The following is a 20,872-nucleotide window of genomic DNA, read 5'->3' on the forward strand; positions in this document are numbered from 1 at the left end:
CCCCACAGAGGCCGAGATGATCGACGCCGCCGAGCGGCAGTCGGGCTTTCTGGTGCTGCGCAAGGTCGCGCCCTACCTTTGGCCCAAGGATATGCCATGGGTGAAACGCCGGGTGGTTCTGGCCATGCTGGCGCTGCTGGTGTCGAAGCTGATCATCGTCGCCACGCCGTTCTTCTACCGCGACGCGGTGGATGCGCTGGCGGGCGAGGGGACGCCGATGCTGGCGCTTGGCGCGATTGGTCTGACCGTGGCTTACGGCATGGCGCGACTGATGGGGGTGGGCTTTCAACAGGTCCGCGATGCGGTGTTTGCTCGCGTCGGGCAGCGCGCCCTACGGATGCTGGCGCTTGAGACCTTCCAGCACATCCACAAACTCTCGATGCGCTATCACATCACCCGCAAGACCGGGGGGCTCAGCCGGATCATCGAGCGGGGGGTCAAAGGTGTCGACTTTTTGCTGCGCTTCCTGCTCTTCTCCATCGGGCCGCTGATCCTTGAGCTGATCCTCGTGGGCATGATCCTCGCCGTGCTCTTTGACGTCTGGTATCTGGCGGTCGTGGCGGTGACCATTGCGCTCTACGTCTGGTTCACCTTTGCCGTCACCGAATGGCGCGTGCGCCTGCGGCGGCAGATGAACGACAGCGACACCGACGCCAACCAAAAGGCAATCGATAGCCTGCTGAACTACGAGACGGTGAAATATTTCGGCGCCGAGGGGCGTGAGGCCGCGCGCTATGATTTGGCGATGGCCGACTATGAGAACGCGGCGATCAAGACTAACTATTCGCTCGCTTTCCTGAACTTTGGCCAAGCCTTGATCATCACCGCCGGGCTGGTGGGCGTCATGGTCATGGCGGCGATGGGCGTGCAAAGCGGCGAGCTGAGCGTCGGCGACTTCGTCATGGTGAACTCTTACATGATCCAACTGACCGTGCCACTGAACTTCCTCGGCACCGTTTACCGCGAGATCCGTCAGGCGCTGGTGGACATGGGGCAGATGTTTGGCCTGCTCGAACAACCGGCTGAGATTGACGACAAGCCTAACGCGCCAGACCTCAAGGTTACTGGCGGCCATGTGACACTGGAGAACGTGCGTTTCGCCTATGACACCGACCGTGAAATCCTCAAAGGCATCTCGCTTGAGGCCAAACCGGGAGAGACGGTGGCGATCGTCGGCTCGACCGGCTCGGGCAAATCCACCATCGGGCGGCTGCTGTTTCGCTTCTACGATGTCGCGGGCGGGGCGCTCAAGATCGACGGGCAGGACGTGCGCGACGTGACCCAGCATTCGCTGCATATGGCCATCGGCGTGGTGCCGCAGGACACGGTGCTGTTTAACGACACCATTGGCTACAACATCGCCTATGGCCGCGATGGGGCGACGCAGGAAGAGGTCGAGGACGCCGCGCGCGCCGCACAGATCCATGATTTCATCATGGCGCTGCCGCAGGGCTATGAGACCACGGTGGGCGAGCGGGGCCTGAAACTATCGGGCGGCGAGAAACAGCGCGTGGGCATCGCGCGGACCCTGCTGAAAGACCCGCCCATCCTGCTCTTGGATGAGGCCACAAGCGCGCTCGACAGCGAGACGGAGCATGAGATCCAAGACGCGCTGCGCCGCGCGGGCCAAGGGCGCACGGTGCTGACCATCGCCCACCGCCTCTCGACCATCGCCGAGGCCGACCGCATCGTCGTGTTGGAGAAGGGCGAGATCATCGAACAGGGTAGCCATGAGGTGCTGCTCGCCCAAGGTGGGCGCTATGCTCAGCTTTGGCAGCGCCAGCAGGCGGAAGAAGAGTAGACGGCGAAGCTGGCCCCGCCTTCTGTTTCGGCAGGCAGCGGGGCATTGTCGCCGAGGGGGGCATTTGCGGGCGATCTGCTCTTGCACTGTGCGGGGCGGCGCATGATATCTACCGCCATGACCGATCTTTCGACCCCCTCGCAGACCTCGCTGCGCGCGCGCGCAGCCCGGCTGGCCGACCGCCCTTCGTTCCAGAATTTCATTCTGGGCGTGATTCTCTTTAACGCCGTGATCTTGGGGCTTGAAACCTCGGACGAGGTGATGGCGCAGGCCGGGCCGCTGATCCTGCTGCTGGACCATTTTTGTTTGGCCATCTTCGTTATCGAAATCGCGATCAAGCTTTTCGGGCGCGGGCTTGATTTCTTCAAACGCGGGTGGAGCATCTTTGACTTCGTCATCGTCGCCATCTCGCTGATCCCGGCCACCCAAGGGCTCAGCGTTCTGCGGGCCCTGCGCATCCTGCGGCTTTTGCGCGTCGTCTCGGTCGCGCCCTCGCTGCGCCGCGTGGTCGAGGGGCTGGTCAACGCGCTGCCCGGCATGGGCTCGGTCTTCTTGCTGATGGGAGTGATCTTCTACATCGCCTCCGTCATGGCCACCAAACTCTTTGGCGCGGATTTTCCGCAGTGGTTCGGCACGCTTGGCCAGTCGGGCTATTCGCTGTTCCAGATCATGACGCTCGAGTCGTGGTCGATGGGCATCGTGCGCCCGGTGATGGAGGTCTATCCCTATGCTTGGATGTTCTTCGTGCCCTTTATCATGGTGACCACCTTCGCGGTGGTGAACCTTTTGGTCGGTCTGATCGTGAACTCGATGCAAGACGCGCATCATGAAGAAAGCAACGAGCAGACCAACACCTACCGCGATGAGGTCATGTCGCGGTTGACCGATCTGGAAAACCTGATCAAGGCGCAGAACACCCCGCCCAAACCCTAAGAGGCCGGGCGGGGAGAGGGCGTTATTCCTCGCCGATCGCCTTGGCGGTGAGATTGTCCAGCGCCTTGGTCATCTTGGTGAGATATTCCGCCTCTTCGGGCAGGCCGTGGGCGGTGACCAGCGTTTCAGGCGCGGCATAGGTCACATGCACGGCACCTTCGCCATCGGCGTAGACCAGCACCCGCATCGGCAGATCCAGCCCGGCGGTCTGGGCATCCTGCATCGCGGGGGTGCCGAGCTTTGGGTTGCCAAAGATCAAAAGCTGCGTCGGGCGCAATTCCATCTCGGCCTTTTCGGCCCCGGCGGCGTGATCGACCCGGGCAAAGACCTCGGCCCCTGCTGCCTCAACCGCACTTTCCAACCGGTCCATCGTCGTGGGCACGTCATGGGGTGAGACTTTGGCCACCAAATCCTGCGCCAATGCGGGCATGGCCGCCATCACGACACCTGCCGCCAGTGCAATCGCTTTCATCGTCGTCTCCTTTCGCTGCATTCTGCCCCTGACCTAGCGTGACGCGCCCCCGGGCCAAGCGGTCGGCGAAAAGGCGCTGCGGTTCGCTGGGTCTTGGCTTGGCTGGCCACGCGCGGTAAGAGGGGCAAAATCAGGCCGGGGGCAGGGCGCGATGAGCGATACCGACAGTTTTATTGACGAAGTGAACGAAGAGGTCCGCCGCGACCGGCTATACGGCTACCTGCGCCGCTATGGTTGGATCGCCGTGCTGGCCGTGGTGGCCATCGTTGGTGGTGCCGCGTGGAACGAATACAGCAAAGCACAGGAGCGGGCCGAGGCCGAAGCTTTGGGGGACGCGATGCTTGCCGCGCTCGAAGCGGATGCCAGCAATGCCCGCGCCGAAGCGCTCGCTCCGATCGAGGCGGATGGCCCCGGTGCCCGCGCCGTGCTTAACTTCATGCGCGCCGATGCGCTGGCCGAGGCGGGTGAAACCGATGCCGCCGTGGAACAGCTGGATGCTATCGCGCTCGACGGTGACCTCGCGCCGATCTATCGGGCCTTGGCGCAGTTCAAGATCGTGACCCTTCAGGGCCAATCCGTGCCCGTGGCTGAGCGGCGTCAGGCGCTCGAAGCGCTGGCCCAGCCTGGTGCCCCGCTCCGCCTGTTGGCAGAAGAGCAACTGGCCCTGATCGACATCCAAGAGGGTGAGACCGACAAGGCCGTGGCGCGCTACCAGTCCATTCTCTCCGACGCGGAAACCACCCCGGACTTGCAACAACGCGCCCTTCAGGTGATTGTGGCCTTGGGTGAAGAACCGGGTGACGAGAGCGCCGCCGCAGAGGCCGCGCTGGAGATCCCCGAAGCAACGGGTGACTGACACATATCCACCCGCCAAAAATGGCGGGGGCGTGAAGGTTGAGGAAAGACAGAAAGTGAGCAGGTCCATGACGAAGCATCGCGAAACCGAACCCGGGCAAGCGGGTCTGCGGGGTCTGGGCGTGGCGGGGGCCATCGGTGCCGCGCTGCTGCTAGCGGCCTGCGCGGATGAGCAGACCTATCTGCCGGGCAAACGCGAAGACGTGCGCGCAGTGCTGCAAAATCCCGGTGTGCAAGACCCTGCCTTCGACGCCGCCACTGGCCCCGTGCCAGAGAATACCAGCCGCGCCATCGCTCTGGGCGGCACGGTGAACAACGCCAATTGGACCCATAGCATCGGCACCGCCGCGACCCGCATCAGCCATCCCGCGCTGCGGACCGCCTTGCAGCCGGTCTGGAGCGCCGATATCGGCGCGGGCGACAGCCGCAAACAACGTATCACCGCCGATCCGGTGGTGGCGGGCGGGCGTGTCTTTACGCTCGACGCCGGGGCGCAGGTCACCGCGACCTCGACCTCAGGCCAAACGCTCTGGACCCGTGACCTCACCCCCGCATCCGACCGCGAAGGCCAAGCCACCGGTGGCGGCCTCGCCGTGGATGGGGAAACGCTCTATGTCTCCGTGGGCTTTGGCATTTTGGCCGCGCTCGACGTGACGACGGGCGGCGTGCGCTGGACCCAAGACCTTGACGCCACCGGTTCGGGCACGCCGACCGTCTCGGGCGATCTGGTCTATCTCACGGCGGGCGACGATACCGGCTGGGCGCTAGACAAGGCTACTGGCCGCATTCAGTGGCAAACCGGTGCGGTCACCAGCCTTAGCAACGTTTTGGGCGCGCCTGCGCCCGCCGTCACCAGCGATCTGGCGATCTTCGCCTTCGGCTCTGGCGAGGTGCAGGGGCTGTTCCGCCAAGGCGGGCTTGAGCGGTGGTCGACCTCTGTTCTGGGCAAACGTCCGGGCCGCGCGCTGAGCTTTGTGGGCGATGTGACAAGTGCGCCTGTGGTCTCGAACGGGACCGTCTATGTGGGCAACCATTCGGGCCGTCTGGCCGCGCTGGATGTCAACAGCGGCGACCGCAAATGGGTCGCGCGCGACGGGGCGATTGGTCCGGTCTGGCCTGCGGGCGATTCTGTCTTTGCGGTGACGGACCTGAACGAACTGGTCCGACTCGACGCCAGCACGGGTCGCCGCATCTGGGGCACGCCGCTGCCGAATTTCGTCAAGGACAAGCCCAAGAAGCAATCCGAAGTGGTGGCCCACTACGGCCCGATCATCGCCGGGGGGCGCGTGATCGTGGCCTCGAACGACGGGGTGCTGCGCAGCTTTGACCCCGTGAGCGGCGGGCTGACCGGCACCACCCAAATCCCCGGCGGGGCGACAACCGCCCCCGTCGTGGCGGGCGGCACGCTATATGTCGTCTCCACCAAGGGGCAATTGCACGCTTTCCGTTAGGCCGCAAATAGGCTAAGGCGCGTGTCTGAACTGGCCCAACCGGGGCCCGGAGCCTGAATTATGTCCTTTACCCTTGCCATCGTGGGCCGTCCCAATGTCGGTAAATCCACGCTGTTCAACCGCCTTGTCGGCAAACGCCTTGCGCTGGTCGATGACCAGCCCGGCGTGACCCGCGACCTGCGCGAAGGCGCGGCCAAATTGGCCGACCTGCGCTTTACCGTGATCGACACGGCGGGGCTGGAAGAGGTCACCGACGACAGCCTGCAAGGCCGGATGCGCCGCCTGACCGAACGTGCGGTAGACATGGCTGATGTCTGTCTCTTCATGATCGACGCCCGCGTGGGCGTAACCCCCTCTGACATGGTCTTTGCCGAGATCCTGCGGAAAAAATCCGCCCATGTGATTCTTGCCGGCAACAAGGGGGAGGGCAAGGCCGCCGACGCCGGAATGATCGAGGCCTATTCGCTGGGTCTGGGCGAGCCCATTCGCATGTCCGCCGAGCATGGCGAGGGGCTGACCGATCTTTACACCGCCCTGATGCCGCTGGCGGATGAATATGCTGAACGTGCCACCCAAGACGCGCCCGAGACGGATGTGGACCTGCCTGAGGATGACGCCGATCTCGAAGCCGAATCCTTGCCGATGCCGACCCGCGCCAAGCCGCTGCAGGTCGCCGTGGTGGGCCGCCCCAATGCGGGCAAGTCGACGCTGATCAACCAGATTCTGGGTGAGGACCGTCTACTGACCGGGCCAGAGGCTGGGATCACCCGCGATGCGATCTCGCTGACCACCGAATGGGCCGGGCCGAATGGTGAGCCGGTGCCGATGCGTATTTTCGACACTGCCGGGATGCGCAAGAAGGCCAAGGTTCAGGAGAAGCTGGAAAAACTCAGCGTTAGCGACGGTCTGCGCGCGGTGAAATTCGCCGAGGTTGTGGTGCTTCTGCTCGACGCCGAAATCCCGTTCGAGCAGCAAGACCTGCGCATCGCCGATCTGGCCGAGCGTGAGGGCCGTGCCGTGGTCGTCGCCGTGAACAAATGGGACATCGAAGAGAACCGGCAGGAGAAACTGCGCGATCTCAAAGAAAGCTTCGAGCGGCTCTTGCCGCAGTTGCGCGGTGCGCCGCTGATCACCGTGTCGGCCAAGACGGGCAGGGGCCTCGACCGGCTTCAGGCCGCGATCATGCGCGCCTATGAGGTCTGGAACCGCCGGGTGACCACCGCGCAGCTCAACCGCTGGCTCTCGGGCATGATGGAGGCGCATCCGCCTCCCGCGCCGCAGGGCAAGCGCATCAAGCTGCGCTATATGACCCAAGCCAAGACCCGTCCGCCGGGCTTCGTGGTGATGTGCAGCCATCCCGACAAGGTGCCGGACAGCTACACGCGCTATCTGGTCAATGGGTTGCGGTTGGATTTCGACATGCCCGGCACGCCGATCCGTCTGTGGATGCGCGGCCAGTCCGACGCCAACCCCTATAAGAACCGCAAGAAAGCGGCGCCATCGAAGCTGCGCAAGCACACCGACGGTCGCCGCAAGGACTAAGCGCGCTCAGCCGCGCCGGAATGCCCTGACGGTGGGCAGCGCCACGATGACGCTGCCCCCGAGCGCCAGATAGGCGACCAAGGGCGCCTCGCCCCAATTGGTCACGACCACGCCCACCAGCCCCCAGATCACCGCGATGCCATAGGTCGGTGTCCGCCCCAGAGCGGTCTGGACGATGGCGCCGATTGCAATCGCCAGCCCGACAAAGACCACCGCTGCTGTCTGCTCTTCCAAATAGCCGTATCCTGCGGCCAGCAGCGCCAGCGACACGCAGGAAGCGGCAGAGAGCCAGCCTGCGTAGAGCCCCACCGGCGCGGCGGCCCAGAGCGGGTCTTCGACCGGAGCAAGGAATAGGGCGATGAGGGCGGTGATCAGCATGATCCAGATCAGTATCGCGGCCCAGACCGGGCTCATGGTGGCCACGGCGAGCCATGTGGTCCCCACGGCGAGCGACAGGCAGAGCGGCACGCGCATGTCATGCCACTGCCCATCCCGCGGCGCGCGCAGCAGGCCATAGCCAAGGCCCGCGATCAGCCACAGGTAAATCACCCCCCAGATGGAAAAGGCATAGCCCGCAGGCTGCGCGGGCGGGTTGTCCTGCGGAATGGGGAATTGGTTCGGATCAAAACCCGAGAAGCTGGGAACGAAAAAGGGTGAGATCGCGAAGGCGATGCTGAGCAGCAAGGCAAGCACGGCGATCAGAGTGCGGGAGGATTTGGGCAAGGTCGGCCTCGCGGGATTAGCTGTTACGGTACAGCTAATCCTAGAGCGCCCGCGCGCCACGGCAACCAAGAGCCGGCGCTACCCTGTCGCACCAGAGGGGCGCCCCCCATAATCTGGCACGCTCCCCGGCGGGGCGGGGCGGGCAGGCGATGGCCCGACCCCTGCGGGGCGGATCGGGCCGAGCGGTGGCTAACCGTTAGGCGAGCACACCTTCCGCCGTGAGGGTCGTCTTGCCCCCCAGATAGGGCGCAAGCGCCTCGGGCAGTTTCACCGAGCCATCCGCCTGCTGGCCATTTTCCAGCACCGCGATCAGGCAACGCCCAACCGCCAGCCCCGAGCCATTCAGCGTATGCACGAACTGCGGCTTGCCGCCGCCCTCGGGTTTGAACCGCGCGTTCATGCGCCGCGCCTGAAAATCGCCGGTGGTCGAGACCGAGGAGATTTCGCGGTAGCAATCCTGCCCCGGCACCCAAGCCTCAATGTCATAGGTCCGCCGCGCGCCGAACCCCATGTCGCCGGTGCAGAGGATCACCGTCCGGTAGGGCACGCCGAGTTTTTCGAGAATGCCCTCGGCGCAGCCGACCATGCGCTGCTGTTCGGCGTCGCTCTCATCCGGGTGGGTGATCGAGACCATCTCGACCTTCTCGAACTGGTGTTGGCGCAGCATCCCGGCGGTGTCGCGCCCGGCACTCCCGGCCTCGGAACGGAAGCAGAGCGTATGGGCGGTGAGACGGATCGGCAAAGCGCTTTCCTCCAGCGTGTCGCCGCCCACCGAATAGGTCAGCGGCACTTCGGAAGTGGGCACCAGCCACCAGCCGTTGGTGGTTTGATAGCTGTCCTCGCCGAATTTCGGCAGCTTGTCGGTGCCATACATCGCCTCGTCGCGCACCAGCACGGGGGAGTTTACCTCCGTCAGCCCGTTTTCATCCACATGAGTGTCGATCATGAATTGCGCCAGCGCGCGGTGCACCCGCGCCACGGCACCTTTCAGCATGACGAAACGCGCGCCCGAAGTCTTCGCCGCGGTCTCGAAATCCATGCCGGGTTTGACGCCTTTAATCTCGTAATGCTCGACCGGTTTGAAGTTGAAGGCGGGCTTCTCGCCCCAGTTCTTCACCTCGACATTGTCGTTCTCATCATCGCCTTGGGGCACGTCATCGGCGGGGTTGTTGGGGATGCGGGCGAGCATGTCGGTCAGCTTCGCGTCCAACTCCTGCGCCTCGGCGTTCATCGCGGCGACTTCGGCCTTCTTGTCGCTGACCAGCGCGCGCAGACGCTCGAACTCGGCCTCATCCCCACGGCCCTTGGCGGCACCGACTTCCTTGCTGGCCTTGTTCTGCTCGGCCTTAGCAGTCTCGGCGGCGGCGATCTTGGCGCGGCGCGCGGCATCGAGGGACAGCACCGCCTGCGACATCGCCGCCTCGCCCCGGCGGGCGAGAGCGGCGTCAAAAGCCTCGGGATTGTCGCGGATGGCGCGGATGTCGTGCATGGGTTTGTCCTCAAGATCGGGTGAGTCGGTTTTGCTGCCTTATGCCTTAATGTGGGGTGCGGGGGTAGGGGCCGCAACCATGCGGCGATTGGCCCCGCGCGGGCGGGCAGGCGGCATCGGCTTTCCACCTTGCACCCCGCTGTCACCGCGCATAGGTTCTGGCCAAATTCTCAAGGCCCATTTTGTGGCCCAATACCCATCGAAAAGGACGACCCCCATGGAAGGCATCCAGCAATTCGTGCCGCTGATCCTGATCTTCGCGATCATGTATTTTCTGCTCATCCGCCCGCAGCAGAAGAAGGCGAAGGAACATCAGGCCATGGTGGCCGGTCTGCGCCGGGGCGATCAGGTCGTGACCCAGGGCGGCATCATCGGCAAGGTCTCCAAGGTCAAAGACGACGGTGAGCTTGAGGTGGAAATCGCCGAAGGCGTGAAAATTCGCGTGGTGCAGGCCACCATCGCCACCGTGGTCTCCAAGACCGAACCGGCGAAATAAACCCTACCCCGAGGCCGCAACCCAAAGGCGGAACTATGCTACAGATTGATCTGTGGAAGCGGATTGTCATTGTCCTGACCTGTTTGGCAGGGCTTTGGCTGGCGCTTCCCAATGCCTTTTACGCTCCTGTCGAAAAGCACAATGACGCCGTTGCGGCCATCGAGGTTCAGGGCAGCACGCCCGAACTGGAAGCGCAGCGCGCGCTTTGGCCCGAGTGGATGCCCTCGGGGCTGGTGAACCTTGGCCTCGATTTGCGCGGCGGTGCGCATCTGCTGGCCGAGGTGCAACTGGCCGATGTCTATGCCTCGCGTATGGAAGCACAATGGCCGGAGGTCCGAGACGCCCTGCGCAGCCTGACCCCGGTTCGCCGGCAAGAGGCGCCAGCGGGGGAATTGCGGGTCCGTCTGAACGATCCGTCGAAAATGGCCGAAGCGCTGCAGATCACCCGTGATCTGGCCCGCCCCGTCACCACTGTGACCGGCGCAGGCGGCAGCGATATTAACGTAAGCGGAGCCGATGGCGTCATCACCATCACCTTGTCGGATGCCGAAAAACAGGCGACCGACGAACGCACCATGCAGCAGAGCCTCGAAATCGTGCGCCGCCGCATTGACGAGGTCGGCACCCGTGAGCCGACGATCCAGCGTCAGGGCGCGGACCGCATTCTGATCCAAGTGCCGGGCATCGGTTCGGCGGCCGAGTTGAAAGCCATCATCGGCACCACGGCGCAGCTGACCTTCAATCCGGTGGTCAATCGCGGCTCGAATGAAAACGACAACCCCGGCATCGGCAACGCGATCCTGCCTGCCGCCGACGAAGAGGGCGTCTTCTACACAATCGAGACCGCCCCCGTCGTCACCGGCGAGCAATTGGTCGACGCGCAGCCCAGCTTTGACCAGAACGGCGCGCCTGCCGTGTCTTTCCGCTTTGACACCTCCGGTGCGCGCAAGTTCGGCGATTACACGGCAGAAAACATCGGCTCGCCCTTCGCCATCGTGCTCGACGATGAAGTCATCAGCGCGCCGACGATCCAGAGCCATATTCCCGGCGGGTCGGGCATCATCACCGGACGCTTCTCGGTCGAGGAAAGCACCAACCTTGCCGTGCTGCTGCGCGCAGGTGCGCTGCCTGCGGGTCTGAGCTTTGTCGAAGAGCGCACCATCGGGCCGGAACTGGGCCAAGACAGCATCGACGCGGGCAAGATCGCGACCGTGGTCGCCTTCGTCGCCGTGCTGTTCTTCATGTGGGCGTCCTACGGGCTTTTCGGCTTCTTCGCCAATATCGCGCTGATCATCAACGTTGGGCTGATCTTTGGCCTATTGAGCCTGATCGGAGCCACGCTGACGCTGCCGGGCATCGCCGGGATCGTGCTGACCGTCGGCATGGCCGTCGACGCCAACGTGCTGATCTTCGAGCGTATCCGCGAGGAGCAACGTAATGCCAAAGGTGCTGCCCGGGCGATCTCACTGGGGTATGAACGTGCGCTCAGCGCCATTCTGGATGCCAATATCACCACATTTATCGTGGCGGTCATCCTCTTCGCTCTCGGCTCTGGCCCGGTGCGCGGCTTTGCCGTGACGCTGGGGCTAGGCATCGTCACATCGGTTTTCACCGCCTATTTCGTCACCCGTTTGCTGGTGGTGATCTGGTTTGAACGCCGCCGTCCCAAGACAATCGAGGTTTGACATGCGACTGAAGCTGGTACCCGACAACACGAACTTCGATTTCTTCGGCTATGCCAAGATCACCTTCGGCGCCTCGGTGGTGTTGATGGTCCTGTCCCTGATCGCTTGGGGCGTGATGGGGCTGAACTTTGGCATCGACTTCCGCGGCGGCACCACGCTGCGGACCGAAAGCACCCAAGCCGTCGATGTGGGCGAATACCGCGATGCGCTCGCGCCGCTTGAATTGGGCGACGTCACGATTTCCGAGGTCTTCGATCCCGGTTTCGGTGCCGACCGCCATGTGGCGATGATCCGCGTGCAGGCTCAAGAGGGGCAGCAGGCGGCGACCACAGACACAATCGAAACCATCGAAGCCGCGCTGCAAAGCGTTGCCCCCGATATCAAGTTCACCTCCGTCGAATCCGTGGGGCCCAAGGTCTCGGGCGAGCTGATCCAGACCGCTTTCCTTGCCGTGGGCGGGGCGCTGGCGGCGATCCTGATCTACATCTGGTTGCGGTTCGAATGGCAGTTCTCGGTCGGCGCGGTGGTGGCCCTGTTCCACGACGTGGTGCTGACCATCGGTTTGTTCTCGCTCCTCCAGATCCGTTTCGACCTGCCGGTCGTGGCGGCGATCCTGACGATCATCGGCTATTCGATCAACGACACCGTGGTGATCTTTGACCGCCTGCGGGAAAACCTGCGCAAATACAAGAAGCGGCCCCTGCGCGACGTGATGAACCTCAGTGTGAACGAGACGCTGAGCCGTACGTTGATGACCTCGGGCACCACCTTGCTGGCGCTGATCGCGTTGCTGATCTTGGGCGGCGACGTGATCCGGGCCTTCGTCTTTGCCATCACATGGGGCGTGATCGTGGGCACCTATTCTTCGGTCTATGTGGCCAAGAACGTGGTGCTTTACCTTGGCGTGAAACGTGACTGGTCCAAGCCCGACGCGGGCGCGGGCACGCAATTCGCCAATATTGATGCCTGACCTGCTGGCGCAGGCCATCGCCACCCCCGGGGTGGCATGGCTTGCGCTGGCCGTGATCGTGGCGGGGCTGGTGCGCGGCTTTGCCGGTTTCGGCTCTGCCATGATCATCATGCCCGTCGCGGCCTCTGTCCTCTCTCCGGTTGAAGCGATTCTGTTTCTCACCGCTGCCGAATTGATCGGCCCCCTGCCAAACCTCCCCGATGCCCTGCGCGAAGGCGCGCCCCGCGAAGTGGGGCGGCTGCTCCTCGGCGTGCTGATCGGGATGCCACTGGGGCTCTGGGGGCTGTCGCTGATCTCACCCGAAGGGTTCGGCTGGATCGTCTCGGGCGTGGTACTGGGGCTTCTGGCGCTGCTGCTTGCGGGCTGGCGCTATCACGGGCCGCTTGGCGCGAAGCTGGTGACGGCCACCGGCGCTCTGGGTGGCTTTATGACCGGTTTCGCGGGCATCGCCGGGCCGCCGGTGATCCTGCTCTATATGGCAAGCCGCAGGCCCGCTGCGGTGATCCGCGCGAATTTCTTGCTCTATCTTCTGGGGCTCGACCTGATGCTCTTTGCCATGCTCGCGGCGACGGGGCAGGTGGTCTGGCCGGTGCTATGGCTTGGCCTGCTCGCCGGGGTGCCGAACGTCATCGCCAATGTCATCGGGGCGCGGCTATTTGACCCAAAGCGAGAGCGGCTTTTTCGCGCGGTGGCCTATATCGTCATCGCTGCATCGGCTATCCTTGGCCTGCCGCTGTGGAATATCTGAGCCTGTGAGGGACGCGACATGCGATTGAACGAGATCACCTATACCGACGCCAAACCGATCGACGGCTACGGCCCGGGCTTTTTCCGCATCGACGGAGAGGTCGTCGAGGGCGCGCAGGTGATCGGCCCGGAGGGCATCACCGGCTGGGGCGGTCTGGCCGATCCCGCGCCGGTGCTGGCGCTGGCGGGCAAGGTGGATGTCGTCTTTCTCGGCACCGGGTCGGAGGTGGCGCATATCCCCGATGACCTGCGTGAGACCTTGGAAGAGGCCGGGCTGGGGGTCGAGGTCATGTCCTCTCCCGCCGCCTGCCGCACCTACAACATTCTGCTGAGCGAGGGGCGGCGCATCGCGCTGGCCCTCTTGCCGGTCTAAGGGCGGAGCGGCGCGGCCAGTGCAAGTCAGTAACCTTAGCGTCGCACGCGGCGGGGTGCCCGTGCTCTCGGGCCTATCCTTCGCGCTGGCGGCGGGGGAGGCTTTGGTGCTGCGCGGCCCGAACGGGGCCGGGAAGACGACGCTGCTGCGCTGTATCGCGGGGCTGCAAGCGCCGCTCACGGGGCAGATCGAGGGGGCGGAGGACCGTGTCGCCTATGCCGCCCATGCGGATGGGCTGAAATCCATGCTGACCGTACGCGAGAACCTGAGCTTTTGGGCGCAGGTCTTTGGCAACACTGACATTTCCGCAGCACTTGATGACTATGCGTTGCGCCCTTTGGCTGACCGTTTGGCTGCGACCCTTTCCGCCGGGCAAAAGCGCCGTTTGGGCTTGGCGCGGCTCTTGGTGACGGGGCGGCCGATCTGGGTCTTGGATGAGCCGACGGTCTCGCTCGACGCGGATGCGGTGGCGCTGTTCGGTTCTGTCCTGCGCGGGCATTTGGCGTTGGGCGGATCGGCCCTCATGGCCACGCATATCGATCTGGGGGTGGAGGCGCGGATGCTCGACATCAGCGCCTACCGTGCGGCCCCCGACGCCGATCTTGGCGCAAGCGATGCGGCCTTCCTATGAAGGCGTTGCTGCTGCGAGACTTGCGTTTGGCGCTCCGGGCGGGCGGGGGCTTTGGCCTCGGCTTGGCGTTCTTCCTGATCGTGACGATGCTGGTGCCCTTCAGCGTCGGGCCAGAAGCGACGCTGCTGCGCGCGATTGCGCCCGGTGTGCTTTGGCTCGGGGCGCTTCTGGCCTGTCTTCTGTCGCTCGACCGTCTGCTGGCGCTCGACCTCGAAGACGGCTCTTTGGAGCTGCTGTTGACCGCACCGCTGCCGCTGGAAGGCGCGCTTGCGGTCAAGGCTTTGGCGCATTGGTTGACCACCGGGCTGCCGCTGGTTCTGGCGGCGCCTTTTCTGGGGGTGATGCTGCAACTCGCAGCGCCGGGGCATCTGTGGCTGCTGCTCTCGCTGGCGCTCGGCACGCCTGCGCTGTCGGTGATCGGCATGTTCGGCGCGGCGCTGACGGTGGGGATCAAACGCGGCGGGCTGCTGTTGTCGCTACTCGTGCTGCCGCTCTATATCCCGACGCTGATTTTCGGGGCCGAGGTCGCCCGGCGCGGGGCGGCGGGCTTGGAGGCCACGACGCCGCTTTTGATGCTGGCGGGGCTGACGCTGGCCGTGGTGGCCTTGATGCCATTTGCCGCAGCCGCCGTGCTACGGATGGGGTTGCGATGACCCGGGTAAATCGTGCATTGAGCACCACCCAACCGCGCGATAGGTAGTCTGCATGTCCCTTTGGCAATACGCAAACCCGGTTAAATTCCTTGCGCTTTCGCAGCGCGTGCAGCCTGCGCTTTGGGTGCTGGCGGCGGCCTTCGTGAGCGTGGGCTTGCTTTGGGGCTTTTTCGGCACGCCTGATGACGCGCGGCAAGGCAGCACGGTCAAGATCATCTACCTGCATGTGCCCGCCGCCCTGATGGCGATCAATGCGTGGTTCATGATGCTGGTGGCCTCGCTCATCTGGCTGATCCGCCGGCATCACGTCAGCGCATTGGCGGCCAAGGCCGCGGCACCCGTGGGGCTGGTGATGACGCTGATTGCGCTTGTGACGGGGGCGATTTGGGGCCAGCCGATGTGGGGCACATGGTGGGCGTGGGATCCGCGGCTTACGTCCTTCCTGATCCTGTTCCTATTCTATCTCGGCTACATCGCGCTGTGGCAGGCGGTGGAGGATCCGGACACCGCTGCCGATCTGACGTCGGTTCTCTGCCTTGTCGGCTCCGTCTTTGCGGTGCTGTCGCGCTATGCGGTGCAATTCTGGAACCAAGGGTTGCATCAAGGCACCTCGATCCCCGTGGCCACGGGCAACCGAAGCGTGGCGGATGTTTTCTTTTACCCGCTTGTGCTGGCGATGCTGGGCTTTGGTCTGCTGTTTCTGGCATTGGTGGTCTACCGCACGGGCACCGAGATTCGCCTGCGCCGCACGGCGGCGCTCAGGGCGCGGATGAACAGGGGGGCGTGATGCCGGATCTTGGAAAATACGCGGCCGAGGTGCTCTCGGCCTATGCCGTATCTCTGCTGCTGCTGGCGGCGCTGATCGGCTTGACCCTTTGGCGCGGCCGGGCGGCCCACCGGGCTTTGGAAGAGACAGAGCAGGAGGCCGGACGCCGTGGCTAAACTCTCGCCCATGATGATCGCGCCGCCGGTGATCTTTGCCGCCTTCGTGGCACTGGCCGCCGTTGGCATGTACCGCGATGACCCCGAGGGGCTGCCTTCGACGCTGGTGGGCCAACAGGCCCCCGCCATGCCGGAGGCCACGCTGCCCGGCTATCCGCAGGCGACGGACGACATGCTGCGTGGGGGGCAGGTGAGCTTGGTCAACTTCTGGGCAAGCTGGTGCCCGCCTTGCCGGGCCGAACACCCCAAACTGCTTGAGATGCAGGCCGAGGGGATGAATATCATCGGCGTCAATTTCAAGGATACCGAGAAGAACGCGACCGCCTATCTCGAAGACGAAGAAAGCCCCTTTGCCGGGGTCGGTTTCGACCCGCAGGGGCGTGTGGCAATCGACTGGGGCGTGACCGCCCCGCCGGAGACTTTCATCGTCGACGGGGACGGCACGGTGTTGTTCCGCTTTGCCGGGCCGCTGGTCGGCAGCGATTACGAACAGCGGTTCCTCCCGGCGCTGCGGGATGCGATCACCCGCTGATTTTGGCAGCGTATTCAACCAAACGTTTCGCCTGATAGGCGACGGATTTCTTGCCGGTGTCGCTCAGCGGGCCGGGTTCGCAGGAGTATCCGTAGGGGTTGCCGCCATCTTCGAATTTGATGCCATCGGCATAGCCCGGCGGCACGATGATCGCACCCCAGTGCATCGCGGTGACATAGATTGACTGAAGCGTCGTCTCCTGCCCGCCATGCGGGTTCTGCGCCGAGGTAGTCGCCGTGATCGCCTTATTGGCGAGCGCCCCTGACTGCCAGAGCGGCCCCAGCGTGTCGATGAAGGCGCGGAACTGGCTGGCGGCGACGCCAAAGCGGGTGGGGGCCGAGATGAAATAGCCATCGGCCCATTCCATGTCCTCGGGTTTGGCCTCGGGGATGTCTTGCATCTTGTCCAACTGGGCGCGCCACGCGTCTTGGCCATCGACAACGGCCTGCGGGGCGGTCTCGGCGCAGCGGCGCAGGCGGACCTCGGCGCCTGCCTCTTCGGCGGCGCGGGCGGCTTCTTTGGCGATGGCATGGCTGGTCCCATAGGTGGAGTAGAACAGAACGGTTATTTTCGGGCTCATGGTTTCTCCTTTCACGAGGTGCTTCGGGATCAACGGGAGTTCCCGGTCTTCTGTTCCTCGGGGTCAGAGGGAATAGGGCCGCGCCCATTCGCGCAGACGGTCAATGAATTGGGCGTTGGTCAGTTGATCCAAGCGGCCCTCGGGCGCGGTGAAACCGGGCAGCGGCTCGAGCGCGATGCGCAGGCGGCGCATTTGTTCGGGGTAGGGGGCCACCCGCTCGGCCAGCTCCACGATCCCTGCGGGCACCCGGCGGGCGGGGTGTTCGGCGCTGTAGTAAAGCGCGAATTGCATCGCATTGAGGTTCGACACCAGATCGGCGAGGGCGGGCATAATGATCGTGTTAATCTCATCGCTGTCCGCCGCGAACATCGAGGCCTTGCTCAAAAGCCCCCGCGCTTGCGCAACGGTGGTGGTGGTCGATAGCACGAAACTGACTGAGAGGGTGAGGATCACCATACCGTTGACCCCGACGAGCACCGACATCTCCTGCCAGAAGGCGCCTTGCGTTTGCAATGGCCCGCCCCCGAGGGTGGAAAGCAGATGGCCGACAAAGGCGGAATCGCGGATGAAACCCGCAGGCTGCGTGTTTTCAGACATCACCACCGCGTCGCGGCTGAGTTGAAATACCAACGTCCATCCGAGAGAGACGAGCAGGATCCACGTCGCCGCGATGGCCGTCATCACCACTGGGCCGGACAGGCGGTGCCGGGCGTTTCCCTGAGGCATGAGTTTGGTGAAGAGAAAGAACGCCGCCCGCGCCACCCGTTCCGACAGGGGCGCCACAGGGGCCGCGCCGATGGCGGTATAGAGAAAATCCAGCAGGACGATAACAAGGATCACCGCGCCCAACGCGCCTAGCGCGTAACCTGCTATCATTGCTGTGCCTTCCTCGAACGCTATCGTCTTAGGAAGGCAACCCTTGATGCGCGGGCAGGTTCCCGCTCAAGGCCCTGAGGCAACGAAAAAGGAGCGGCCCACGGGGGCCGCTCCTTGATTTGTTTCGCAGTGGCGTTTGGCGCTTAGGCCGATTTCGCCAGATTGCGCAGCACGTAGTGCAGCACGCCGCCGTGCTCGATGTATTCGATCTCAATTGCGGTATCGATGCGGCACTTGAGGGTGATCTCCTTGGTGCCGCCGTCGGCCATCGTGATCTCGCAGGGCACTTCCTGCAGCGGCTTGATGGTGTCGAGCCCTTTGATCGAGACGGTCTCCTCGCCGGTCAGGCCCAGCGTCTTGCGGGTGTCGCCGCCGGTGAACTCGAAGGGAATGACGCCCATGCCGACGAGGTTGGAGCGGTGGATACGCTCGAAGCTCTCGGCGATCACGGCCTTCACACCCAAAAGGGCGGTGCCCTTCGCGGCCCAGTCGCGCGAGGAGCCCGCGCCGTACTGTTCACCGCCGAAGATCACGAGCGGGGTGCCGTTCTCCTGATGCGCCATGGCGGCATCAAAGATCGAGGTCTGCTCGCCATCGGGGCCCTTGGTGTAGCCGCCTTCAACGCCGTCCAGCATCTCGTTCTTGATGCGGATGTTGGCGAAGGTGCCGCGCATCATGACCTCGTGGTTACCACGACGCGAACCGTAGGAGTTGAACTCCCGCACCGGCACCTGACGCTCGGTCAGATACTGACCCGCAGGCGTGGTTTCCTTGAAGGAGCCAGCGGGCGAGATGTGGTCGGTGGTGATCATGTCACCCAGCACCGCCAGCACTTTCGCGCCCTCGATGTTCGAGATCGTGCCCGGCTCAGGCGACATGCCTTGGAAGTAGGGCGGGTTCTGAACATAGGTCGACTGCGGCGGCCAATCGTAGGTCTTGCTGTCGGTGGTCTCGACCGCCTGCCACTTCTCGTCGCCCTTGAAGACATCGGCGTATTTCTCTTGGAAGGCTTCGCGCGTCACGGTCTGTTCGACCAGTTCGGCGACTTCCTGCGTCGAGGGCCAGATGTCTTTCAGGTAGACGTCATTGCCGTTCTTGTCCTGACCCAGCGGGCTGTTCGTCAGGTCGTGGTTCATGTCACCCACCAGCGCATAGGCCACCACGAGGGGCGGGGAGGCGAGGTAGTTGGCGCGCACGTCGGGGCTGATCCGGCCCTCGAAGTTGCGGTTGCCCGAGAGCACGGAGGTGCCGATCAGGTCATAGTCGTTGATCGCCTTGCTGATCGGCGCTTCCAGCGGGCCGGAGTTGCCGATGCAGGTGGTGCAGCCGTAGCCCACGAGGTTGAAGCCGATGGCGTCCAAATCGTCTTGCAGGCCCGCGGCCTCAAGGTAATGCGACACGACCTGAGAGCCCGGTGCCAGCGATGTCTTGACCCAAGGCTTGCGGGTCAGACCCAGTTCACGCGCTTTGCGTGCCACGAGGCCCGCGCCGATCATCACATAGGGGTTCGACGTGTTGGTGCAGGACGTGATCGAAGCGATCACGATGGAGCCGTCATGCAGCTGGTAATGGCCGTCGTCGGTCATCACATAGCCGCGGTTGTGGTGGCCCTCGTCACCGGGGATTTCCTGCGGCTCGGGCTGGCCGCCTTCGCCTTCCCAACGGATTTCGGAGTTCGCGGAGGTGTCTTTGCCTTCGCGGATGCCTTTGACGTATTCGGCGAAAGCGGTGTGCGCCTTGTCGAGTGCGATGTAGTCCTGCGGACGCTTGGGGCCCGAGATCGCAGGCACGATGGTGCCCATGTCGAGGCTCAGCGTGTCGGTGTAGACCGGCGCGTAATCCGCATCGCGCCACATGCCGTTTTCCTGCGCATAGGCTTTGACCAGCGCCACGCGATCCTTGTCGCGGCCGGTGTTGGTCAAATAGCGCAGCGTCTCATCGTCGATCGGGAAGAAGCCACAGGTCGCGCCGTACTCAGGCGCCATGTTGGCGATGGTCGCACGGTCCGCCAGCGGCAGGTGGTCAAGGCCGTCACCGTAGAATTCCACGAATTTGCCGACCACGCCTTTTTCGCGCAGCATCTCAACCACTTTCAGCACGAGGTCGGTGCCGGTGGTGCCCTCCATCATGCGGCCCGTCAGCTCGAAGCCCACGACCTCGGGGATCAGCATGGAGATCGGCTGGCCCAGCATCGCGGCCTCGGCCTCGATCCCGCCGACGCCCCAGCCCAGAACGGCGGCGCCGTTGACCATGGTGGTGTGGCTGTCGGTGCCCACCAGCGTATCGGGGTAGGCCACTTCTTCGCCGTTTTGGTCCTTGTCGGTCCAGACGGTCTGGCTGAGGTACTCAAGGTTCACCTGGTGGCAGATGCCGGTGCCGGGGGGCACAACGCGGAAGTTGTTAAACGCCTTCTGACCCCACTTGAGGAAGGTATAGCGCTCGATGTTGCGCTCATACTCGCGGTCCACGTTCATCTGGAAGGCGCGCGGGTTGCCGAACTCGTCGATCATGACGGAGTGGTCGATGACGAGGTCGACGGGGTTCAGCGGGTTGATCTTGTCGGCGTCGCCACCAAGCGCCACCAGACCGTCGCGCATCGCGGCAAGGTCGACCACCGCCGGCACGCCGGTGAAGTCCTGCATCAGCACGCGGGCCGGGCGGTAGGCGATCTCACGCGGGTTCTTGCCGCCCTTGGTCGCCCATTCGGCAAAAGCCTTGATGTCGTCTTGCGTGACGGTCTTGCCGTCTTCAAAACGCAGCATGTTTTCCAGAACGACTTTCAACGCCGCTGGCAGTTTGGAGAAGTCGCCCAGACCAGCCGCTTCGGCGGCGGGGATGGAGTAATAGGCGACGTTCTGGCTGCCAACGGAGAGGGTTTTCCGTGTCTTGGCACTGTCGTGACCGACTTGGATTGTCATGGCGGGCTCCCTTCGGGGTCTGATGGGTGGCTAGATTGCCGTCTCAATGCCACTACGGGCGCGGCGGTTCAACTGTTATCAGGCGGTTTCGCGCGATTTTGTATACCATTGTGTACCGACTTCAAAGGGGGCATCATGCGCAGCATGCGGCTGTGGGCGCTAACGGCCGTTTCAACAAAGGTTGATTGGTATTTTACCCTCCC

The 20,872-nt window shown here is 64.0% G+C and carries 21 protein-coding genes; 15 read left to right on the plus strand and 6 right to left on the minus strand.

The genetic code is table 11. The features are described from left to right. Positions 1–16 precede the first annotated feature (16 nt). Both ACGYLA_RS12770 and ACGYLA_RS12775 read left to right on the plus strand, forming a co-directional pair. The gene (locus ACGYLA_RS12770; RefSeq protein WP_394433027.1) at positions 17–1,801 is read left to right on the plus strand and encodes an ABCB family ABC transporter ATP-binding protein/permease; all 1,785 of its coding nucleotides are present in this window, start codon (positions 17–19) and stop codon (positions 1,799–1,801) included. Positions 1,802–1,903: 102 nt separating this feature from the next. After that, on the plus strand, positions 1,904–2,734 hold the full coding sequence (locus tag ACGYLA_RS12775; RefSeq protein ID WP_394432917.1) for an ion transporter: 831 nt from the start codon (positions 1,904–1,906) through the stop codon (positions 2,732–2,734). A 22-nt stretch (positions 2,735–2,756) separates the two neighbouring features. On the opposite strand, the gene ACGYLA_RS12780 is transcribed toward ACGYLA_RS12775, so the two are convergent. Next, positions 2,757–3,206: a DUF302 domain-containing protein gene (locus ACGYLA_RS12780; RefSeq protein WP_271689661.1), complete on the minus strand. Its 450-nt coding sequence runs from the start codon at positions 3,204–3,206 to the stop codon at positions 2,757–2,759. Between the two features lie 151 nt (positions 3,207–3,357). Between ACGYLA_RS12780 and ACGYLA_RS12785 the strand changes: the two genes are divergently transcribed. The 3 genes from ACGYLA_RS12785 (at position 3,358) to der (ending at position 7,054) form a co-directional block, all read left to right on the plus strand. Further along, the gene (locus ACGYLA_RS12785) at positions 3,358–4,062 is read left to right on the plus strand and encodes a tetratricopeptide repeat protein (protein WP_271689662.1); all 705 of its coding nucleotides are present in this window, start codon (positions 3,358–3,360) and stop codon (positions 4,060–4,062) included. Positions 4,063–4,129: 67 nt separating this feature from the next. Next, the gene (locus ACGYLA_RS12790) at positions 4,130–5,512 is read left to right on the plus strand and encodes a PQQ-binding-like beta-propeller repeat protein (protein ID WP_394432919.1); all 1,383 of its coding nucleotides are present in this window, start codon (positions 4,130–4,132) and stop codon (positions 5,510–5,512) included. Between the two features lie 60 nt (positions 5,513–5,572). After that, positions 5,573–7,054, plus strand: coding sequence for a ribosome biogenesis GTPase Der (der, locus tag ACGYLA_RS12795; protein ID WP_394400526.1), 1,482 nt, complete (start codon positions 5,573–5,575; stop codon positions 7,052–7,054). Positions 7,055–7,060: 6 nt separating this feature from the next. Here the strand turns inward: der and ACGYLA_RS12800 are convergent, their stop codons facing one another. Together ACGYLA_RS12800 and serS are read right to left on the minus strand one after the other, a co-directional pair. Then, entirely contained in the window at positions 7,061–7,777 is a 717-nt protein-coding gene (locus ACGYLA_RS12800) for a hypothetical protein (protein ID WP_394432921.1), read from the minus strand. A gap of 196 nt (positions 7,778–7,973) precedes the next feature. Continuing rightward, entirely contained in the window at positions 7,974–9,266 is a 1,293-nt protein-coding gene (gene serS / locus ACGYLA_RS12805; RefSeq protein ID WP_394432923.1) for a serine--tRNA ligase, read from the minus strand. A gap of 217 nt (positions 9,267–9,483) precedes the next feature. Between serS and yajC the strand changes: the two genes are divergently transcribed. Genes yajC through ACGYLA_RS12855 form a run of 10 tightly spaced genes read left to right on the plus strand, consistent with a single transcriptional unit; the run spans position 9,484 to position 16,295 of the window. Beyond that, entirely contained in the window at positions 9,484–9,762 is a 279-nt protein-coding gene (yajC, locus tag ACGYLA_RS12810) for a preprotein translocase subunit YajC (RefSeq protein WP_067627241.1), read from the plus strand. Between the two features lie 35 nt (positions 9,763–9,797). Beyond that, entirely contained in the window at positions 9,798–11,447 is a 1,650-nt protein-coding gene (gene secD, locus ACGYLA_RS12815; protein WP_394432925.1) for a protein translocase subunit SecD, read from the plus strand. Position 11,448: 1 nt separating this feature from the next. Then, positions 11,449–12,417 (plus strand): protein translocase subunit SecF, encoded by a 969-nt coding sequence (secF, locus tag ACGYLA_RS12820; RefSeq protein ID WP_394408882.1) that lies wholly within the window; start codon positions 11,449–11,451, stop codon positions 12,415–12,417. Then, complete coding sequence (locus ACGYLA_RS12825; RefSeq protein WP_394432928.1) at positions 12,410–13,165, plus strand: sulfite exporter TauE/SafE family protein; 756 nt, start codon at positions 12,410–12,412, stop codon at positions 13,163–13,165. Before secF ends, ACGYLA_RS12825 begins: the two co-directional genes overlap by 8 nt. Positions 13,166–13,183: 18 nt before the next feature. Then, positions 13,184–13,537, plus strand: coding sequence for an Mth938-like domain-containing protein (locus tag ACGYLA_RS12830; RefSeq protein WP_067266397.1), 354 nt, complete (start codon positions 13,184–13,186; stop codon positions 13,535–13,537). A 19-nt stretch (positions 13,538–13,556) separates the two neighbouring features. Then, complete coding sequence (gene ccmA, locus ACGYLA_RS12835; RefSeq protein ID WP_394432930.1) at positions 13,557–14,168, plus strand: heme ABC exporter ATP-binding protein CcmA; 612 nt, start codon at positions 13,557–13,559, stop codon at positions 14,166–14,168. Beyond that, positions 14,165–14,821 (plus strand): heme exporter protein CcmB, encoded by a 657-nt coding sequence (gene ccmB, locus ACGYLA_RS12840; protein WP_209218659.1) that lies wholly within the window; start codon positions 14,165–14,167, stop codon positions 14,819–14,821. Before ccmA ends, ccmB begins: the two co-directional genes overlap by 4 nt. A gap of 52 nt (positions 14,822–14,873) precedes the next feature. After that, on the plus strand, positions 14,874–15,608 hold the full coding sequence (gene ccmC / locus ACGYLA_RS12845) for a heme ABC transporter permease CcmC (RefSeq protein WP_067266389.1): 735 nt from the start codon (positions 14,874–14,876) through the stop codon (positions 15,606–15,608). Further along, positions 15,608–15,763 carry a heme exporter protein CcmD gene (ccmD, locus tag ACGYLA_RS12850; RefSeq protein ID WP_394432933.1) on the plus strand — a complete coding sequence of 52 codons (156 nt, stop codon included), beginning with the start codon at positions 15,608–15,610 and terminating at the stop codon, positions 15,761–15,763. The genes ccmC and ccmD overlap by 1 nt, the downstream gene beginning before the upstream one ends. Positions 15,764–15,776: 13 nt before the next feature. Then, positions 15,777–16,295 carry a DsbE family thiol:disulfide interchange protein gene (locus tag ACGYLA_RS12855; protein ID WP_322329688.1) on the plus strand — a complete coding sequence of 173 codons (519 nt, stop codon included), beginning with the start codon at positions 15,777–15,779 and terminating at the stop codon, positions 16,293–16,295. On the opposite strand, the gene ACGYLA_RS12860 is transcribed toward ACGYLA_RS12855, so the two are convergent. The 3 genes from ACGYLA_RS12860 to acnA form a co-directional block, all read right to left on the minus strand. After that, positions 16,285–16,875 (minus strand): NAD(P)H-dependent oxidoreductase, encoded by a 591-nt coding sequence (locus tag ACGYLA_RS12860; RefSeq protein WP_394432935.1) that lies wholly within the window; start codon positions 16,873–16,875, stop codon positions 16,285–16,287. The genes ACGYLA_RS12855 and ACGYLA_RS12860 overlap by 11 nt on opposite strands. A gap of 63 nt (positions 16,876–16,938) precedes the next feature. Continuing rightward, entirely contained in the window at positions 16,939–17,751 is an 813-nt protein-coding gene (locus tag ACGYLA_RS12865; RefSeq protein WP_394432937.1) for a hypothetical protein, read from the minus strand. A 143-nt stretch (positions 17,752–17,894) separates the two neighbouring features. Continuing rightward, a complete protein-coding gene (acnA, locus tag ACGYLA_RS12870) occupies positions 17,895–20,669 on the minus strand; it encodes an aconitate hydratase AcnA (RefSeq protein ID WP_394432939.1) in 2,775 nt (924 codons plus the stop codon). Positions 20,670–20,872 lie beyond the last annotated feature (203 nt).

It is taken from the genome of Sulfitobacter sp. 1A13679 (genome assembly GCF_043557115.1).
Classification (GTDB): domain Bacteria; phylum Pseudomonadota; class Alphaproteobacteria; order Rhodobacterales; family Rhodobacteraceae; genus Sulfitobacter; species Sulfitobacter faviae.

What these genes read in the sequence shown, in the direction of transcription:
- ACGYLA_RS12770 (WP_394433027.1), top strand. Translation starts at nt 17, where the DNA reads ATGATCGACGCCGCCGAGCGGCAGTCGGGCTTTCTGGTGCTGCGCAAG.
- ACGYLA_RS12775 (WP_394432917.1), top strand. Translation starts at nt 1,904, where the DNA reads ATGATATCTACCGCCATGACCGATCTTTCGACCCCCTCGCAGACCTCG.
- ACGYLA_RS12780 (WP_271689661.1), bottom strand. Translation starts at nt 3,206, where the DNA reads ATGAAAGCGATTGCACTGGCGGCAGGTGTCGTGATGGCGGCCATGCCC.
- ACGYLA_RS12785 (WP_271689662.1), top strand. Translation starts at nt 3,358, where the DNA reads ATGAGCGATACCGACAGTTTTATTGACGAAGTGAACGAAGAGGTCCGC.
- ACGYLA_RS12790 (WP_394432919.1), top strand. Translation starts at nt 4,130, where the DNA reads ATGACGAAGCATCGCGAAACCGAACCCGGGCAAGCGGGTCTGCGGGGT.
- der (WP_394400526.1), top strand. Translation starts at nt 5,573, where the DNA reads ATGTCCTTTACCCTTGCCATCGTGGGCCGTCCCAATGTCGGTAAATCC.
- serS (WP_394432923.1), bottom strand. Translation starts at nt 9,266, where the DNA reads ATGCACGACATCCGCGCCATCCGCGACAATCCCGAGGCTTTTGACGCC.
- yajC (WP_067627241.1), top strand. Translation starts at nt 9,484, where the DNA reads ATGGAAGGCATCCAGCAATTCGTGCCGCTGATCCTGATCTTCGCGATC.
- secD (WP_394432925.1), top strand. Translation starts at nt 9,798, where the DNA reads ATGCTACAGATTGATCTGTGGAAGCGGATTGTCATTGTCCTGACCTGT.
- secF (WP_394408882.1), top strand. Translation starts at nt 11,449, where the DNA reads ATGCGACTGAAGCTGGTACCCGACAACACGAACTTCGATTTCTTCGGC.
- ACGYLA_RS12825 (WP_394432928.1), top strand. Translation starts at nt 12,410, where the DNA reads ATGCCTGACCTGCTGGCGCAGGCCATCGCCACCCCCGGGGTGGCATGG.
- ACGYLA_RS12830 (WP_067266397.1), top strand. Translation starts at nt 13,184, where the DNA reads ATGCGATTGAACGAGATCACCTATACCGACGCCAAACCGATCGACGGC.
- ccmB (WP_209218659.1), top strand. Translation starts at nt 14,165, where the DNA reads ATGAAGGCGTTGCTGCTGCGAGACTTGCGTTTGGCGCTCCGGGCGGGC.
- ccmC (WP_067266389.1), top strand. Translation starts at nt 14,874, where the DNA reads ATGTCCCTTTGGCAATACGCAAACCCGGTTAAATTCCTTGCGCTTTCG.
- ccmD (WP_394432933.1), top strand. Translation starts at nt 15,608, where the DNA reads ATGCCGGATCTTGGAAAATACGCGGCCGAGGTGCTCTCGGCCTATGCC.
- ACGYLA_RS12855 (WP_322329688.1), top strand. Translation starts at nt 15,777, where the DNA reads ATGATCGCGCCGCCGGTGATCTTTGCCGCCTTCGTGGCACTGGCCGCC.
- ACGYLA_RS12860 (WP_394432935.1), bottom strand. Translation starts at nt 16,875, where the DNA reads ATGAGCCCGAAAATAACCGTTCTGTTCTACTCCACCTATGGGACCAGC.
- ACGYLA_RS12865 (WP_394432937.1), bottom strand. Translation starts at nt 17,751, where the DNA reads ATGATAGCAGGTTACGCGCTAGGCGCGTTGGGCGCGGTGATCCTTGTT.
- acnA (WP_394432939.1), bottom strand. Translation starts at nt 20,669, where the DNA reads ATGACAATCCAAGTCGGTCACGACAGTGCCAAGACACGGAAAACCCTC.